Consider the following 18,542-nt stretch of genomic DNA (forward strand, 5'->3'; position numbering starts at 1 on the left):
AGGAGGAACAGGATGGAAAGATTAAAGTGTGTGGACGGCGCTCTTGAATTTCGGTATGATTCAGAGACCGTACGTGTAGAAGCCTGGGGAAAAGATTCTCTGAGAGTCCGCGCCACCAGATTATTTGCGATGCCCCAAGAAGACTGGGCGCTTTTGAAGAGAGAAACGCCCTGCGGGGAAGTAGAGATATCAGACACGGAGGGAGTCATAAAGAATGGTAAGATCACAGCCTCAATTAATTATGCGGGGAAAATGCGGTTTTATAACAGTGAGGGCAAGCTTCTCATGGAAGAATATGTGCGGAACCGAAAAGATATATATGATTCAAAATGCAGTGCACTCGAAATTGAAGGAAGGGCATATAAGCCGTTGCAGGGCAGTGATTATAAGCTGATTGTAAGTTTTGAGTCCCTGGACCCGGAGGAAAAAATCTACGGAATGGGGCAGTATCAGCAGTCCTGTCTGAACCTGAAGGGAACAGACCTGGAGCTGGCGCACCGCAATTCACAGGCGAGCGTCCCGTTTCTGATCTCCTCTCTGGGGTATGGCTTTTTGTGGAATAATCCGGCAGTGGGGCGGGTTGTTTTTGGCAGAAATAAGACAACATGGGAGGCGGAATCCTCAAAGAAGATAGATTACTGGATCACAGCAGGAGATACACCGGCAGAGATAGAAGAGAATTATGCATCCGTGACCGGCACGGTTCCGCAGATGCCGGAGTATGGCTTGGGATTCTGGCAGAGCAAGCTGCGCTACCGCACCCAGGAAGAACTGCTTGAGGTGGCACGGGAATACAAACGGCGGAATCTGCCCATATCCGTGATTGTGGCAGACTATTTCCACTGGCCGTATCAGGGGGATTACCGGTTTGATGAGGAGTATTGGCCGGATCCTGACGCTATGATACAGGAACTGGAATCCATGGGCATTGAGCTGATGGTATCTGTATGGCCGCAGGTGGATTACCGGAGTGAAAATTTTGAGGAGATGAAGGAAAATGGCTTTTTGATCCATACAGAGCGCGGAATCCAGATCGCCATGGACTTTCAGGGGAATACCCTGCATTTTGACACCACGAATCCGGGCGCGCGGAAGTATGTCTGGGAAAAAATCAAGCAGAACTATTATGACAAAGGAATACGTATCTTCTGGCTGGATGAAGCGGAACCGGAATATACAGTTTACGACTTTGAACAGTACCGTTACAGTCTTGGGCCGAATATCCAGGTCGGAAATATTTATCCGGTGATGTACGCGAAAACATTTTTTGAAGGCATGCAGGCCGCGGGCCAGGAAAAGATTGTAAACCTACTGAGGTGTGCCTGGGCCGGATCACAGCGCTATGGTGCGCTTGTATGGTCCGGGGATATCCATTCCAGTTATGAAAGCATGAGAAATCAGCTCACGGCAGGCCTGAATATGGGAATTGCAGGCATTCCATGGTGGACCACGGACATTGGCGGATTCCATGGGGGAAATCCTGATGATGAACGGTTCCGTGAGCTGTTTGTAAGGTGGTTTCAATACGGTACCTTCTGTCCGGTAATGAGACTGCACGGCGACAGAGAGCCGCACAAAGAACCGATGGCGGAAATTGGAGGCGGTGCTTGTGTATCCGGTGCTGACAATGAAGTCTGGTCTTATGGGGAAGAGGTGTATGAGATTCTGAAAAAATATCTGCAGTACCGGGAAAACATGAAGCCATATCTGAAAAAACTTATGCAGGAAGCACACGATAAAGGAACGCCGGTTATGCGTCCTCTGTTCTATGAGTTTCCGGAGGATAAAAAGGCGTGGAGCGTGGAAGATGCCTATATGTTTGGCAGCCGGCTGTTGGTTGCACCTGTGCTTTATGAAGCGGCGCGGCAGAGAGAGCTGTATCTGCCAGCAGGATGCAGATGGGAACATGCCTGGAGTGGGGAAACATATCAGGGGGGGCAGATGATAAAAGTCAATGCTCCTTTGAATGAAATTCCTGTTTTCATCAGAATCGGGATTTAGCGACGAGCTTTAGCCTCGGCGCGGATGGGGACGCTCCATAAAGGGATAGCCGAAAGCCTCCCGGAGAACATCCATATCCTTTCAAAAACGCGGCCGCGGACCTAAGAAATTCTAGGCGGGAAACAGCCCTGAAAATGGAGCACCACTGACACATCACGAGAAATCCGATGATTTCTCGCGCTGGGTCAGCTGATTTTTGGATTCGGAATCCAAAAATCTCTCCATTTTCAGGGCTGTTTCCCACCAAGAATTTCTAAGGTCCGCTTTGAGCGTTTTTGAAAGGACATGGATGTTCTCCGGGAGGTTTTTGGCGATCCCTTCATGGAGCTGGTTCATCCGGCCGGCAGGAAAAGGACACGTTCCTAAGGTGGGGCCTCAAACGAGGGCAGCGTATGGATATAGAATTGGCGGGACTTTTTTGTCCCCAGTAGGTGTACATAAGCAAGGGGATACGGCTTACAGTTAATATACACCTTGAAGATGAAAAGATACGCATAGCCAATCCACATCCGTTGCCCTGGCCGAGGATCCCACCCGGTTGGCGAGCTTTCCTGCCGATTGGATGAGCCAGCTTTATGACAGGGAGGCCGGGGAGGCGCTGGGGCTGTATATGCCGTTGCGAAATGCTGGAGTGCGCTTAGTGTTTCTTGAACAGCCGCTGCCGGCTAGGCGGGGAACAACTTGATCTCCAAATCAAGTTGTTGCTGAACCCAGCGCGGGAAATCATCAGATTTCCCGTGATGTGTTCAGCGTACCCGCCTATCCGGCAGCGGCTGTTCTAGAAACACTTAGCAGCACGGGTGCATATCGCAACGGCATATACAGCCCCAGCGCCTTCCCGGCCTCCCTGTCATGAAGCGTCCCCATCCGTCGACAAGTCTAAAGCTAGCCGACTAAATCCCGATTTTGTTTCTTGCATTCTGGTCAAACACGTGTTATTCTGATGTTATCAAAAGCGGCAGGCGTTTCAGCCATTTCACAGCCGCAAGACTTCTCATTTCGGCGTTTCAGATTCGAAACAGTTTCCGTGAATGATTAAAAAACAAAAGAAGGGAGAGTGCCTATGCACAAAGACTACAAGAGTATTTTCCACAAATCAGGACACGAAAGGAGGTGTTAAAAGATATTTGCATGCATCCGGACTGCCTGAGACAGTTTGAACTCTGGAGCCAGGAAAAGAAGGAAGAATTTTTATATTTTTGTACCGGCGCGAGAGGAATTAAAATGATTTATGATTCCTTTTTCAAAGAGATAATGAGTCCTGAAGTGCACCCGGACAGGCTGGAATCTCTGTTGACCCTGCTGTTGAAACGAAAAGTGATAATACGGCAGATACTTCCAAATGATTCTGTTAGTATAGCAGATGAAAACACACTGTTAATTACTGATATCATAGTGGAACTGGATGACGGAAGCCTGGCCAACGTAGAAATACAAAAGATAGGGTATGCATTCCCTGGACAACGCTGCGCATGTTATTCCGCGGATTCACTGCTCCGGCAGTACAAAAGAGTGAAGAGTCGAAGGAATAAAAAGTTTACTTATCAAGATATAAAAACGGTCTATACCATCGTATTTTTCGAAAAAAGCACATCTGAATTTCATACAGTGGATAAGTATATCCATTATTCCAAACAAGTATTTAATACCGGCCTGGAGCTGAATATGCTGCAGGAGTATGTTTTGATTCCACTTGACATTTATAAAGAAAACAATCACAATAAAACTATAGATAACGAACTGGATGCCTGGCTTACATTTTTTAGCGAGGACAGCCCGGATCGGATTTTAGAACTCATAGAGAAATATCCGGCATTTAAAGAAATATACGAAGAAGTGTATGAGATGTGCCGCAATATCGAAGGGGTGATGGATATGTTTTCAGAAGAACTTCTTGAGCTTGACAGAAACACAGTGCAGTATATGATTGAAGAACAGCAGGAACAGCTGGATGCCATGAAAAAAGAGGCCGAGAAAGCAAGGAAAGAGCTGGAGGAGATTAAAAAAGAAGTAGAAGAGGCTGCCAGGGAAAAAGAAGAAGCTGCCAGGGAAAAAGAACAGGCCAAAAGGGAAAAGACGCAGGCAGAAAAAAGAGCGGCAGAAGCAGAGAAAGAAGTTGAAGCATTAAAGCGTTTGGTGGCAGATTTGCAGCGGGATGGTAAATGATCTGTAAAGTATATAACAGGACTAGTAAAAGAGACCGGACGCAGGTCTCTTTTACTAGTATAAGACAATCTAAATACCTTGCTGTTTTGCTGGCCTGATTTTCCGATAGCACAGGCGCAAAAGCCTCAGCATAGCCCCACTACGCCTACGTTCTTGCGTCTGCACTCTCGAAAAGTCATTCTCACCGAACCAGCAAGGTATTTAGATTTTCTTGTACTAGTTGTATGGACTTAATATGTGAGGTGATTGCATTGTCAGAAATTATAAAGGATGCAAATTTAAAAGAGAATACTCCCATGAATTAACGATTTTCTGCTAATAGCATATACTAACCATATAATGTCTTGAAATGGAAGTGTGTACTATGAATCCAAAACTGCCTTATTACATGGCATACCCTATGCCGCTTGCGTATGATGATGAGAAAATTGAGCGGAGAGACTTTGAATATATGAAAAGTCTCTATCCGTCAATGGCTAAAAAAATCCTTCCGTATGTAGAAGATGAGTGTGACAGAATGGAGTACGATTGCAGCATGATGTATGACGAATATCCGGATAAACTGCAGCTGCGTATGATGTGCAGCCGGATCTATGATAATGTACGTAAACATGAAAAGATGTTTTATGGGGAAGGATACGAGGACGTTTTTCCGGAAGAGATGATGGAAGAGGAGCTGTTTTCGGAAGATCTCATGGAAGAGCAGGCGATACACCTTCCGGGACGCCCGCCGCAGAATGACCGTCCGCCAAGACCGGGGCGCCCGCCCCAGGATAACCGCCCGCCGAGACCAGGGCGTCCGCCGCAGGATAACCACCCGCCGAGACCAGGGCGTCCGCCGCAGGATAACCGCCCGCCAAGACCGGGCCGTCCTCCGCAGAACCGTCCGCCTCAGGGGCCTGGAGGGCAGAACTGGCTGCGCGATATGGTGGAAGTAATGTTGTATCAGGAATTGTATAAACGCAGGTGCGATAACCGGCGATGCAGGCGCAAATTTTACTAATTAAAAAAAATATGATATAATGAACGCTAGTGAGGAAAGCGTGCCTGCACATTTTCCGAACGGCGAATGGCGGTCATGAATCTTGATTCATGATATAATGCCGCAAGATGTATTACTGTCCAAAGGGCATCCCGTAAACTATGCCCTGCGGGCGGATCTGCAGTGAGGCTGCAGAATCATGGATAGTCAGGATAAATCAAGGTGGATATACTCATGAAAAAAAATCTTATTTTTATTGGCATGCCGGCAGTCGGAAAGAGCACAGTCGGTGTTGTTGTGGCGAAAAGGCTGGGCATGAAGTTTGTTGATACAGATCTGCTGATTCAAGAGCAAGAGGATAGGCTCCTGCGCGAGATTATTGCAGATGTTGGAGAAGAGGGATTCCTGAAAATTGAAAATCAGGTCAACCGTGATCTGGATGTGAAAAATGCTGTGATATCGCCGGGCGGCAGTGTGATCTACTGTGAAGAGGCGATGAGGCATTTTAAAGAAATCGGAACGGTCGTATATTTGAAGGCTTCTTATCAAACAATAAAAAGAAGGATTCGAAGTCCCAAAAAGCGCGGAGTTGTCCTGAAGGAAGGGCAGACATTCCGTGACCTGTATAATGAGCGGACGAAGCTGTTTGAAATGTATGCGGATATTACCATTTCCGAAGATGGATGCCGGATTGAACAGACCATAGAGAACGTACTGAACGCTGTGGAAGATCCTGGAAGACAAGTGGATTGACGGAAGTACGGGAAAAAATGATTTTACAAATTTTCATTTTATGGTATAATGTCTTAGCATATTGAAAATTGGACTTGAAGAAGTAACAGGGGAATAATGATAAGGGATCACGATAACAATATCGGATAATCGAGGTGCAATATGGAGCAATATATTATTAAAGGCGGCAGTCCGCTTGTAGGGGAAGTTGAGATAGGCGGAGCCAAGAATGCGGCACTTGCTATTCTGGCAGCGGCGATTATGACGGACGAGACTGTCCTGATTGACAATCTGCCAGATGTAAATGATATTAATGTGATGCTGGAGGCCATAGCGGGAATCGGCGCTACGGTGCAGAGAGTGGATCCGCACACAGTAAAGATTAACGGAAGCACAATCGGCGACTTTAATATCGAATATGATTATATAAAGAAAATCAGAGCGTCCTACTATCTGCTAGGTGCTCTGCTTGGGAAATACAGAAAAGCAGAAGTAGCGCTTCCGGGCGGGTGCAATATCGGCAGCCGTCCGATAGACCAGCATTTGAAGGGATTCCGTGCTCTGGGTGCTGACGTGGATATTGAACACGGTAAGATTGTGGCAGAAGCAGAGGTTCTCAGAGGAACCCATCTTTATTTTGATGTTGTAACCGTAGGGGCTACCATCAATGTAATGATGGCTGCAGCCATGGCTGACGGCCTGACGATTATGGAGAATGTTGCCAAGGAGCCGCATGTTGTTGATGTTGCAAACTTCCTGAACAGTATGGGAGCCAATATCAAGGGAGCGGGAACGGATGTGATTAAGATCCGTGGTGTGAAGTCTCTTCACAAGACGGAATACTCCATCATCCCGGACCAGATTGAGGCAGGGACATTTATGTTCGCGGCAGCAGCAACTTTGGGTGATGTTACGGTTTTGAATGTAATTCCGAAACATTTGGATGCGACGATTTCCAAACTGGTTGATATTGGCTGCGAAATAGAAGAGTTTGACGACGCAGTGCGTGTTGTAGCAAAAAGGAGACTGTCGTCTACACAGGTTAAGACACTGCCTTATCCAGGCTATCCGACAGACATGCAGCCTCAGATCGGCGTGACACTGGCTCTGGCAAAAGGAACAAGCACAATTACAGAAAGTATTTTCGAGAATCGTTTTAAATATCTGGATGAACTTGCCAGAATGGGCGCGGTGATTAAGGTAGAAGGTAATTCAGCGACGATTGAAGGTGTGGAGAAGCTTTCCGGTGCACGGGTGAGCGCTCCGGATCTGCGGGCAGGGGCAGCTCTTTGCATTGCGGGCCTGGCAACAGACGGGATTACGATCATTGATGATATTGTCTATATCCAGAGAGGCTATGAGAGATTTGAAGAAAAACTCCGCGGGTTGGGCGGGATGATTGAAAAAGTATCCAGCGAAAAAGAGATACAGAAGTTCAAGTTTAAAGTTGGGTGAGAAATGGGGGGCTTGGAGAAGGGTTCGCCCCGGTTGTAGGGAATCATGTGCTTTCCGCGTGCGGGAATAGGGATATAAGATTTACTAATATGAAAATACGGGAAAATGCAGGCAACGCCGGCATGCCACGTGAAATCCTGATGGATTTCACGCGTCAGGCCGGCGCAAAACTATGATTCGGAATCATAGTTTTGACCTGCATTTTTCCGTATTTTCATATAAGTAAATCTAATATTCCTATTTACGCACGCGGAAAGCACACGATTCCCTACAGCCGGGGCTGGGCTTTTCAAGGCGGGACGTTTTGCACCCGGAAGGCTTTTGGGGCGGGAGAGGCGGATTGGGGTGGCTGTGTTTGGACGGAGTTGGGGCTTGACTTTTTTGCAGGAGTGTGGGATTGTTTTCTTGAGGCTTTAGAGCGTATCTGAAAATTGCGGCAATGAATTTTCAGACACGCTCTAGTACAGGTGTTTTTGCAGAGGGCGGCTACTGGATGAAGAAGGATTCGGCAGGTCGGTTGGGGCCGGCGGGCGGAGTTGGAATTTACGGAAAGAGGATTTGAGTTATGGGCAGTGACAGGTATGATACGGAATTGCGCAGACAGAGGCTGGAGAAACGGAAGCGGGAGGTTCGGCGCAGAGTGGCGGTTTTTGGCGGGTGTGTTGTTGTTGTGATTGTTCTGGCGGTGAGTCTGGGGGTCAGGGGGCATCGGCGGCGTTTGGCGGCCCAAGAGCTTGAGCGGGGCGTGAAGGCGGTTCAGGCTTGTTTTGTTGAGACTTTTGGTGATAGTGAGGAGACGGTTCCTGTTTCGGCAGAGAAGCAGGCCGCCGGCAGGAAGTCTTTTGGGGCCTGGGTTATGGATACTTATTCCGGGAAACGGGAGGCGATCTTGAAGCGCGTTCGGAAAGGACAGATTTCTGGGCAAGGAATTTATGAGGCTTTGGGGGAGACAATGCATGTTCTTCGCGACCGGTATGACGGGAAACTCGATGATGCGCAAACTGCCAAAGAACAGGGGATTTTTCTGCAGGATGGGAAGACGGACCAGGCGGAGGTGGTGATTGCCGGGGATTTGTGTTTTGCTGAGGATGGATTTGTTTTGGATCATTATGATACGGTGAATGACCTGTCACAGTGTATTTCGCCTGAGATCTTGCAGATGTCTAATGACGCGGATATTTTCTATCTGAACCACGAGTATTGTATCAGTGACAGAGGTGAGCCGCTGGAAGGGAAGCTTTATACATTTCGTGCGAAGCCGGAACGGATGGGACTTTTGAAGGAAATGGGAACGGATCTGGTTTCACTGGCCAATAATCACGTTTATGATTATGGAAGGGATGCCATGATGGATACGATGGATCTTCTGGATCAGGCGGAGATTCCTTATGTGGGCGGCGGCAGGAACAGTGAGGAGGCAAGACGGCCGGTATATTTTGTCGTAAACGGCATGAAGATCGGTTTTGTGGCGGCTACCAATGCGGAGATCGTATTTTATACCCCTAAGGCAGAGACGGACTCCCCGGGGGTGCTGGAGGCCTATGATCCTGCAGAATATAAGCAGGTGATTTCGGATGCCGCAGGGCAGTGTGATTATCTGATTGCTTACATACACTGGGGGCCGGAAGATACCAATACATATGAAGAAAATCAGCACAATATGGGAGCGGAATTCCTGCAGGCGGGCGCTGACATTGTGGTTGGCGGACATCCTCATGTACTTCAGGGAATTGAATACATAGACGGCAGACCGGTGGTTTACAGCATGGGAGATTTTTGGTTTAATGATGAGACAAAGTACACGGGGCTTCTGAAACTGGATCTTACACCAGAAGGGCTGAAGCAAATGTCCTTTGTGCCATGTCTGCAGACCGGATTTACGACACAGTATATCAGCGATCAGCAGGAGCAGACCGCATTTTATGATTTTCTGGAAGGGTTATCGCCCAACGCGGGAATTGATGAAAACGGTGTGGTTACAGAGAAGAAATAAGGATGTGAAACGGTCTGCACGCAGTGCAGAGAATGAAAAGATCTGCAGAAGGCGAAGTCTGCTGCAGGTATTGAAGAAGAGGCGGAAGGATGGAGGAACAGAAAATTATTGTGCGCATGGCGGATACCAGGGATGCACAGGAAATGCTGGACATTTATGAACCATATGTGAAGGAAACGGCCATTACATTTGAATATGAGCCGCCCGCGCTGGAGGAATTTTCCGGGCGGATTAAGAGGACGCTGGAGAGATATCCCTGGCTTGCAGCTGTGGATGGTGAACGAATTGCAGGATACAGCTATGTATCACCATTTAAGGACAGGGCAGCATATGACTGGGCGGTTGAGACTACCATTTATATCAGGCCGATATATAAAGGACAGGGGATTGGAAGGCTGTTATACGGAAAGCTGGAGGCTATTTTAAAAGAGCAGCATATTTTGAATCTAAATGCATGCATTGCCTACCCGCATCCGGAGAGCATCGCATTTCATGAGAAAATGGGTTATAAAACAAACGCGCATTTTCATAAATGCGGTTATAAATTTGATACATGGTACGATATGATCTGGATGGAAAAGATGCTGGGTGAGCATCCAACGCAGCCAGTGCCCATATTACCTGTGGGAGAAGTGGATACAGATAGAATTTTGATTTGAGAACAAAGTGGGCAAGCCTACATGGGCTTCTCACTCCCTCAGTCATAAAAAAATCTATAAATAGTGGAAAATATATTGACATTTCGCGCAATACGGTGTAAGGTTTGAAGTATAGTAAACAATTTAATAAAGCAAGCTTTCTCTTATTCAGAGCGGTGGAGATACAAAGGATCTGTGAAGCCGCGGCAACCCCAAAAAAGGAAGGTGCCAACCTGAGCGAGTAATCGAACAATAAGAGGATTGATTTATATGATATAAACAGTCCGCTTCTTGTGGGCTGTTTTCTTTATATTCAATGTAAAGAAAACGACTCCGGAGAGAAAGTGCTGATTCGGATTGCTAAAAAGAGCAGTCCTGACAATTTAAGGAGGAGAAAGAGTATGGAAAAATTATTATTCACATCAGAATCAGTAACAGAAGGACATCCGGATAAGATGTGCGATCAGATCTCAGATGCAGTTCTGGACGCCCTGCTGGAACAGGACCCAATGAGCCGTGTGGCATGTGAGACCTGTACAACTACAGGACTTGTTTTGGTTATGGGAGAGATCACCACAAAAGCATATGTGGATATTCAGAAAATCGTGCGTGAGACGGTGCGAGAGATCGGCTATACGAAGGATAAACTTGGTTTTGACGCAGATACCTGCGGCGTGCTCACGGCAATTGACGAACAGTCTGTGGATATTGCACTTGGAGTGGATAAAGCGCTGGAAGCAAAAGAGAATAAGATGTCAGACGATGAGATCGAGGCAATCGGCGCAGGCGACCAGGGAATGATGTTCGGATATGCGTCAGATGAGACAGAAGAATATATGCCTTATCCAATCGCGATGGCACATAAACTGGCATTACAGCTTACTAAGATCAGAAAAGACGGAGTTCTCACCTACCTTCGTCCGGATGGAAAGACACAGGTAACAGTGGAATACGATGAAAACAATACGCCGAAGAGACTGGAGGCAGTCGTTCTTTCCACACAGCATGACCCGGATGTGACACAGGAGCAGATTCATGAAGATATCAAAAAGTATGTATTTGACGAGATTATTCCGGCAGACATGGTAGACGAGAATACCAAGTTCTTCATCAATCCAACGGGGCGCTTTGTCATTGGCGGGCCTCACGGTGACAGCGGTGTTACAGGACGTAAGATCATCGTGGATACATACGGCGGAATGGCACGCCACGGCGGCGGTGCATTTTCCGGAAAGGACTGCACGAAAGTAGACCGCTCCGCAGCATATGCAGCACGCTATGCGGCAAAGAATATCGTAGCAGCCGGCCTTGCAAAGAGATGTGAGATTCAGCTGTCCTACGCAATCGGAGTGGCACAGCCAACATCCATTATGGTTGACACATTCGGTACAGGTGTAGTAAGCGAAGATAAGCTGGTAGAGATTATCCGCGAGAACTTCGATCTGCGTCCGGCAGGCATCATCAAGATGCTGGATCTGCGCAGGCCGATCTACAAACAGACCGCGGCATACGGTCATTTTGGACGCAATGATTTAAATTTACCATGGGAAAAGTTAGATAAAGTTGACGCATTGAAAAAATATCTGTAATATAACAGTATTAGGTGCGTAAAATAAAAGATAAAGCAGGCGCCTTCGGGAGCCTGCTTTTTTCAGAAAATTCAGAAAACGGAGGGCAAAGGGGTCAGACCCCTTTGAGGAAATCATGAAGCTTAAAACGAAACTGGTTATTGCATTTATGACATTGATGATTCTGTCAACGCTTTTTACTACGGTTGCAGTGCATACGTTTGCGCCCAGGGAGATTGGGGAGTATCAGCAGCTTTATCTGCTGGTTGTCTTTATGACGGCTGCGCTGTTGATTTACTGGATTTACAGGACGGTGTCTGTTCCGCTGGCGAAGCTGCAGCGGGCGGCGAGGAATATTAAAGAGGGGAATCTTGATTTTGAGATTAAAAGTGAAACGGATGATGAGATCGGGCAGTTGTGCCGGGATTTTGAGGAGATGCGTCTGCGCCTGAAAGCGAATGCGGAGGATAAGATTGCATATGATAGAGAGAATAAGGAACTGATCAGTAATATCTCGCATGACCTGAAGACCCCTATTACGGCGATTAAGGGCTATGTCGAGGGGATTATGGATGGTGTGGCGGATACGCCGGAAAAGATGGACAGATACATTAAAACAATATACAATAAGGCTAATGAGATGGATCTGCTAATTAATGAGCTGACGCTGTACTCAAAGATTGATACTAATCGTATACCTTATAATTTTACAACGATATCGGCCAAGCAGTATTTTGGCGACTGTGCGGAGGATTTGTCTCTTGAACTGGAGGCAAAGGGTGTGGGATTCACATATTGCAATTATGTGGAGACGGATTCGAAAGTGATTGTGGATCCGGAACAGCTCAGGCGTGTTATTAATAATATTGTTACTAATTCCCTGAAATACATGGATAAACCAAAAGGGAAGATTACTATGAGTTTAAAGGATGTGGGTGATTTTATCCAAGTGGAACTTGGGGATAATGGAAAGGGAATTGCCGCGAAAGATCTGCCGTATATATTCGACCGGTTTTACCGGACGGATGCTTCACGCAATTCTTCTAAGGGAGGAAGCGGTATCGGGCTTTCTATCGTACAGAAGATCGTGGAAGAGCACGGCGGCAAGATTTGGGCGACCAGCGAGGATGGGGTTGGAACAACAATGTATTTTGTAATCAGAAAATATCAGGAGGTACCGTTGGATGAGTAAGAAAATTTTGATTATCGAGGACGAGGAAAGCATCGCTGACCTTGAAAAGGACTACCTGGAACTCAGCGACTTCGAGGTGGCCGTTGCAAATGATGGAGAGATCGGGCGCAGAAAAGCTCTGGAAGAGGATTATGATCTGATTATCCTGGATCTGATGCTGCCGGGCGTGGATGGATTTGAAATCTGCCGACAGGTGCGCGACCAGAAGAATACGCCGATCATTATGGTATCGGCGAAAAAGGATGACATTGACAAAATCAGAGGACTGGGACTGGGCGCAGACGATTATATGACAAAACCTTTCAGCCCGAGTGAGCTTGTAGCGCGTGTAAAGGCACATTTGGCACGTTATGAGAGATTGATCGGGAGCAATGTGGAAGAGAATGAAATCATCGAAATCCGAGGGCTTAAGATTGATACAACGGCAAGACGGGTATGGGTGAATGGGGAGGAGAGATCCTTTACCACGAAGGAATTTGATCTTTTGACCTTCCTCGCAGGGCATCCAAACCATGTATACACAAAGGAGGAACTTTTCCAGGAGATCTGGGATATGGAGTCCATCGGGGATATTGCTACTGTTACGGTGCATATCAAGAAAATCCGTGAGAAGATCGAATATGATACCTCTCATCCCCAGTATATTGAGACTATATGGGGTGTGGGGTACCGGTTTAAAGTTTAACAGGATAGATGAGGATCTGAGCGGGCTGCAACTAACTGTATAATACAAAAGAAATACTGAATAACCTGATAAGGGACAGTTCCGAATGATTTCGGGACTGTCCTTTTTCGGAAGCTTGTGTTAGAATGATAACCAAAGCGGCTGCTTATAATAGTCTCTATAATCATAAATGATATGGATATTTTATCGTCTTTAAAGTCACTGCCAGGCATACTCCAAAAGACATACCGGTTTATCCGGAATATAATTCAAGGTGTTAGGAAATGAAGAATAAAAGTTTAAGAAAAATGAGCCTGAATACCATGCAGAAAATTGCAGTGGGGTTTCTGGGTGTTATTTTGCTGGGAGCTGTGCTTTTATGGCTTCCTGTCAGCAATCAGGAACCGATTGCTTTTGCGGATGCATTGTTTACCGCTGTTTCGGCTGTCTGTGTGACCGGGCTTGTTACAATTACGCCTGCGGTACAGTTTACCGTGATCGGAAAGGGAATTCTACTGGTGTTGATTCAGATCGGCGGGCTGGGCGTGATCGCATGTATGGTTGCTTTCTTTCTGATTATAAAAAAGAAGATAACAATGAAGGAGCGTGTGGTCATCCAGCAGACTTATAGTCTGGATACGCTGACCGGAATGGTGCAGTTCGTGATCCGTATTCTACGCGGAACATTTGTGGTGGAAGGAATCGGAGCGCTTCTCTATTCGATTCGGTTTATTCCCGAATACGGACTGGTGGAGGGGATATGCTATTCTGTCTTCCATGCGGTGTCGGCATTCTGCAATGCAGGGATCGATATACTGGGAAACAGCAGTTATATGGGATATGTAAAATCTCCGATTGTCAGTCTTACCACCATATTTCTCATTGTGCTCGGCGGTCTGGGATTCCCGGTATGGCACGACATTTACACAAATACGAAGCGTGTCATTATCCAAAGACAGCCTCCCAGGCGTCTGTTCATGCGCCTGAAGCTGCAGACGAAGATCGTGCTGACTATGACGGCAGTACTCTTAATTACCGGCTTTCTGGGATTTTTTGTTCTTGAATATAAGAACCCGGAGACTATGGGCGGACTGAATTTTTGGCAGAAGCTGATGGCATCCGGTTTTCAGTCTGTTACGACCAGGACAGCAGGATTTGCCAGCGTGTCGCAGGCCGGGTTGACATCGGGTTCCAAGCTTCTCGCATGTATCCTGATGTTTGTAGGAGGCTCTCCGGCTGGAACTGCCGGAGGTGTGAAGACAACGACTGTGGCTATGCTGCTGCTCACCGGCGTTGGGGTGCTCAAAGGAAAGCGGGATACGGAATGCTTTGGCAGAAAAATCGAACCGTCCGTTGTGCGATCTGGGATTGCGATTATACTGCTGACATTTTTGTTTTGGCTGTCAGGGGTGACACTGATAACGGTGCTGGAGCCGGGGATAGACTTTATGCGGATCATGTACGAGGTGACATCAGCGATGGCGACGGTCGGACTGACGGCGGATCTGACGCCGGAGCTGAGCCGTATAAGCCAGGCGGTGCTGATGGTTCTGATGTATGTGGGACGTATCGGTCCGATTACTCTGGCGCTCGTATTCGCAGGGCGCGCCAATTCGGCTTCCCAGCTGAGGGATCTGCCGGAAAAACGAATTATGCTCGGTTAGAGCGTGTCTGAAAAATAAAGGATTAGTCAGGAGAAAATAAAATGAAGAAGCAGTATGCAGTATTTGGCCTGGGAAGTTTTGGGCGCAGTGTGGCGCTCACGCTGGAAAGTCTGGGCAGCGATGTAATCGTGGTAGATAAATCTTATGAGAAAGTGCAGGAGATATCGGATTCCGTATCCTACGCCATGCGCGCCGATGTGGCGGATCCGGATGCCCTTCTGTCACTGGGCGGCCGGAATCTGGACGGAGCCGTGGTTGCGGTATCGGAGAGTCTGGAGGCCAGTATTATGGCCACCATTGCATGTAAGGAGATGGGAATTCCCTATGTACTTGCCAAGGCGAGGGATGAACTTCAGGGGATGATCCTGGAGAAAATCGGCGCGGACGCCATTGTGTATCCGGAGCGTGACATGGGCAGCAGGGTAGCCAAGAGCTTGGTATCCACCGCATTTTCGGATTGGATCGAACTGTCTTCAGAATACAGCATGGCTGAAACAGTGATTCCGGAACGTTGGGTAGGAAAGAGCCTTGCAGAACTGAAGGTACGTGAGCGCTATGGAATTAATGTGGTCGGGGTTATGCAGCGTGAGGAAGTGGATGTCACCTTTGATCCTCACAAGCCTCTGCCGGCGGAATGTATCATTATTGTAATCGGTGCGAACTCTGTGCTGGCGAAGTTTCAGGATAAGACGTTTTAGTGGTTGATATATTTTAGAAGGTAATGGTGTATCAGTATGATAACAAGCACAAGCAATCAAAAAGTAAAGGAGCTGCTGCAGCTTCAGAAGAAAAGCAGAGCCAGAAATCAGGAGGGTGTATTTGTAGCCGAGGGATCCCGTATGGTAGGCGAGACACCCGGAAAGAGCCTGGTCAGGTTGTATGTATCGGAGACTTATTATGGGAAACATGAGGAAGAATTAAAGAAATACGGTGCGCAGCCGGAAGTGCTTACGGATTCGGTGTTTGCGCATGTCTCAGACACCAAGAGCCCTCAGGGGATACTGGCAGTTGTACGGCAGATGTCGTATACGATGGAGGAGATTGCAGGGCAGAAGAATCCGCACATTCTGGTACTGGATAACTTGCAGGATCCGGGGAATCTGGGAACCATATTCCGTACAGCCGAGGCTGCGGGAGTGACGGGGATTCTGCTGAGCCGTGACTGCGTGGATATCTATAATCCGAAAACCATCCGGTCTACGATGGGTGCTGTATATCGGATGCCCTTTTTGTACATGGATGATATGATGGAGGGGATTGCTTATCTGAAAAATAAAAATATCCGGGTCTATGCAGCGCACCTGGAGGGGAAAAATTCATATGATAAGGAAGATTATTGCGGCGGAACTGCATTTCTGATTGGAAATGAGGGGAACGGCCTGCGCCCGGAGGTGGCAGAAAAAGCGGACGCCTGGGTGAGAATTCCCATGGAAGGGCAGGCAGAATCGCTCAATGCCGCTGTGGCTGCTGCGGTGCTGATGTTCGAGGTGAGCAGGCAGCGCCGGGGTTAGTACAGCGCAGCCCACTGCGCTTGCGTTTGTGGAGCAGCACTCTCGAAAATTTATCTCAGCTTATGAGTCAGTTACTTATTTTACGATGTACTGGTACTGCGTTGCACAGTGTGCAGAAGCGCCTTACTTTTAGAGGGATATGCTATATTAATACAGGCAGGGAATTATAGTAATTGATGCATTCACGTACAATTATTTTCGATATTATGTATCATACAGGCTATAATCTTCAATTATAGCCTGTATGATACATAATTGTTGATTATTCATCCGTAAGGCTATATAATGAAAAGGAATGGAGGCGCAGTATTATGTTCTTTTTCTTTAATTATATGCCGTATATAGCAATAATAGGGGATATTAAGGATTCAAAAAAGCTAAATGACAGAAAAAAGATTCAGGAAAAGTTACAAAAAGTATTGAATGAAGTGAATCAGAAATATTATGAAGACATTTCATCAAATTTCATGATAACTTTAGGCGATGAATTTCAAGGGCTTCTGTGTAACGGGAGCAATATCCTGCAGATCATTACGGAGATAGAAAGCAAGATGTACCCGGTGAAAATTCGTTATGGAATCGGTGTGGGAGAAATCATTACTGATATCAACGCTGATATGGCAATAGGTGCAGACGGTCCCGGGTATCATAAGGCTCGGGAAGCGGTAGAGTATTTGAAGCAAAACGAAAAGCGGAAACAGATTGACTCTGCCGACATACGTCTTGGTATTGAAGGTGATAATGAGTCAGTTACAATTATGATAAATACAATCTTTACTTTGCTGACAGTGATTAAAGATTCCTGGAGTGACAGGCAGAGAGAGGTAATAACAGATATGCTTGGACATCAGGACGGTCAGGTGAATGTGGCGCGGCGTATGGGGATTCAACAGTCTACGGTACAGCGTATACTTGCAAAGGGGAGGTATTATGCATATAAGGAAGCACTGGATACTGTAGGTAAAGTGTTGGGGGAAATAACTCAGGATGATATTTAGAGAATTTTTCATGTTACTATTGTTGTCCCATGTAATTGGAGATTTTTATTTCCAGACGGAAACGATGGCAGATAAAAAAACAAAAAGCTTGAAATGGGTTTTTATACACGGCCTTTGTTATTGGGCAGCCGTTATACTGGTTTCAGTATTTGTAATGTCATATGAGGTATTACTATATGGGATGATAGCTGCGATGGTACATATGATAGTAGACTTGTCAAAATTTTACTATAATCTCAAAACTAAAAACAAAGTAAAAACAATAGTGTATAGAGAACAAAAAATTTTCTTCATAGATCAGGCTCTTCACATTATCAGCCTGCTTATCATTGCATACTGTTTTACCATATATGGATGCAGGTTAAATTTATTACGCTGTATCGCAGACTTTGCTGAGACAGCAGGGATATCTGGGGCCGTGACAGCCTCATGGATTACGGCAGTGCTTATGATACACAAGCCTGCAAATATTGCCATATCCAAAATGTTATCGGTCTACAGGCCAAAAGATAAGGATTTGGGGAGAAAAGAGAATTATAATGCAGGAAGGTTCATTGGAACTATAGAGCGTTTTATTATGTTGGTTTTCATATCATTAGGACAATACGCGGCGATTGGCCTGGTTTTAACAGCTAAGTCAATTGCAAGATATGATAAGATTGCGAAAGTACCGGAATTTGCGGAGTATTATTTATTAGGAACGTTGTTAAGCACCCTAGCTGTTATTATGACGTCTTTTATCATTCCATGAAAGCCGGTGCGGAAGGCAATGTTTTTCGGCTCTTATAAATAAGCAGAATAGAATCCAGGCGGAGATCTTTGAGATAGGATTTCTGTCTGGATTTTAATATGAGAAGGAAACAGGGCTCCAAGATATACTTATTTTAGAATAAAAACGGTGGTTACTATTCACAGTCGATTTAGCGTTCATTCTTTAGGAAGCTCGTAACAGAGCTTCTTTTTCTTTGCCATAATGCA

Annotated in this window: 15 protein-coding genes and 1 riboswitch; all 15 genes read left to right on the forward strand. The window is 46.5% G+C overall.

Annotated features, from left to right (window positions below; genetic code table 11):
• Nucleotides 1-12 precede the first annotated feature (12 nt).
• The 15 genes from GKG43_RS10475 (at nt 13) to GKG43_RS10545 (ending at nt 18,315) form a co-directional block, all read left to right on the forward strand.
• Nucleotides 13-2,001, forward strand: coding sequence for a TIM-barrel domain-containing protein (locus GKG43_RS10475; RefSeq protein WP_129879080.1), 1,989 nt, complete (start codon nt 13-15; stop codon nt 1,999-2,001).
• A 1,113-nt stretch (nt 2,002-3,114) separates the two neighbouring features.
• Nucleotides 3,115-4,167 (forward strand): Rpn family recombination-promoting nuclease/putative transposase, encoded by a 1,053-nt coding sequence (locus tag GKG43_RS10480; protein ID WP_243125846.1) that lies wholly within the window; start codon nt 3,115-3,117, stop codon nt 4,165-4,167.
• Between the two features lie 364 nt (nt 4,168-4,531).
• Nucleotides 4,532-5,170 (forward strand): hypothetical protein, encoded by a 639-nt coding sequence (locus GKG43_RS23690; protein ID WP_070102558.1) that lies wholly within the window; start codon nt 4,532-4,534, stop codon nt 5,168-5,170.
• A 213-nt stretch (nt 5,171-5,383) separates the two neighbouring features.
• The gene (locus tag GKG43_RS10490) at nt 5,384-5,902 is read left to right on the forward strand and encodes a shikimate kinase (RefSeq protein WP_050642083.1); all 519 of its coding nucleotides are present in this window, start codon (nt 5,384-5,386) and stop codon (nt 5,900-5,902) included.
• A gap of 141 nt (nt 5,903-6,043) precedes the next feature.
• Entirely contained in the window at nt 6,044-7,336 is a 1,293-nt protein-coding gene (locus GKG43_RS10495) for a UDP-N-acetylglucosamine 1-carboxyvinyltransferase (RefSeq protein WP_025654423.1), read from the forward strand.
• 565 nt (nt 7,337-7,901) lie between these two features.
• On the forward strand, nt 7,902-9,329 hold the full coding sequence (locus tag GKG43_RS10500) for a CapA family protein (protein ID WP_070102557.1): 1,428 nt from the start codon (nt 7,902-7,904) through the stop codon (nt 9,327-9,329).
• Nucleotides 9,330-9,418: 89 nt separating this feature from the next.
• Nucleotides 9,419-9,988 (forward strand): GNAT family N-acetyltransferase, encoded by a 570-nt coding sequence (locus GKG43_RS10505; protein ID WP_050642081.1) that lies wholly within the window; start codon nt 9,419-9,421, stop codon nt 9,986-9,988.
• Between the two features lie 140 nt (nt 9,989-10,128).
• Nucleotides 10,129-10,226: riboswitch (SAM riboswitch) on the forward strand.
• 142 nt (nt 10,227-10,368) lie between these two features.
• A complete protein-coding gene (gene metK, locus GKG43_RS10510) occupies nt 10,369-11,556 on the forward strand; it encodes a methionine adenosyltransferase (RefSeq protein ID WP_050642080.1) in 1,188 nt (395 codons plus the stop codon).
• Between the two features lie 115 nt (nt 11,557-11,671).
• The gene (locus GKG43_RS10515; protein ID WP_050642079.1) at nt 11,672-12,727 is read left to right on the forward strand and encodes a HAMP domain-containing sensor histidine kinase; all 1,056 of its coding nucleotides are present in this window, start codon (nt 11,672-11,674) and stop codon (nt 12,725-12,727) included.
• Nucleotides 12,720-13,412: a response regulator transcription factor gene (locus GKG43_RS10520; protein WP_025654428.1), complete on the forward strand. Its 693-nt coding sequence runs from the start codon at nt 12,720-12,722 to the stop codon at nt 13,410-13,412. The genes GKG43_RS10515 and GKG43_RS10520 overlap by 8 nt, the downstream gene beginning before the upstream one ends.
• Before the next feature lie 263 nt (nt 13,413-13,675).
• Nucleotides 13,676-15,055 carry a potassium transporter TrkG gene (locus tag GKG43_RS10525; protein WP_050642078.1) on the forward strand — a complete coding sequence of 460 codons (1,380 nt, stop codon included), beginning with the start codon at nt 13,676-13,678 and terminating at the stop codon, nt 15,053-15,055.
• A 41-nt stretch (nt 15,056-15,096) separates the two neighbouring features.
• On the forward strand, nt 15,097-15,753 hold the full coding sequence (locus GKG43_RS10530) for a TrkA family potassium uptake protein (protein ID WP_050642077.1): 657 nt from the start codon (nt 15,097-15,099) through the stop codon (nt 15,751-15,753).
• 36 nt (nt 15,754-15,789) lie between these two features.
• The gene (locus GKG43_RS10535; protein WP_050642076.1) at nt 15,790-16,566 is read left to right on the forward strand and encodes an RNA methyltransferase; all 777 of its coding nucleotides are present in this window, start codon (nt 15,790-15,792) and stop codon (nt 16,564-16,566) included.
• Nucleotides 16,567-16,877: 311 nt separating this feature from the next.
• On the forward strand, nt 16,878-17,564 hold the full coding sequence (locus GKG43_RS10540; protein WP_050642075.1) for a SatD family protein: 687 nt from the start codon (nt 16,878-16,880) through the stop codon (nt 17,562-17,564).
• Nucleotides 17,554-18,315, forward strand: a complete 762-nt coding sequence (locus GKG43_RS10545; protein WP_055155264.1) for a DUF3307 domain-containing protein — start codon at nt 17,554-17,556, stop codon at nt 18,313-18,315. The genes GKG43_RS10540 and GKG43_RS10545 overlap by 11 nt, the downstream gene beginning before the upstream one ends.
• Nucleotides 18,316-18,542: the final 227 nt, after the last annotated feature.

The organism is Eubacterium sp. BIOML-A2, from assembly GCF_009680135.1.
Classification (GTDB): Bacteria; Bacillota; Clostridia; order Lachnospirales; family Lachnospiraceae; genus Faecalicatena; species Faecalicatena contortus_B.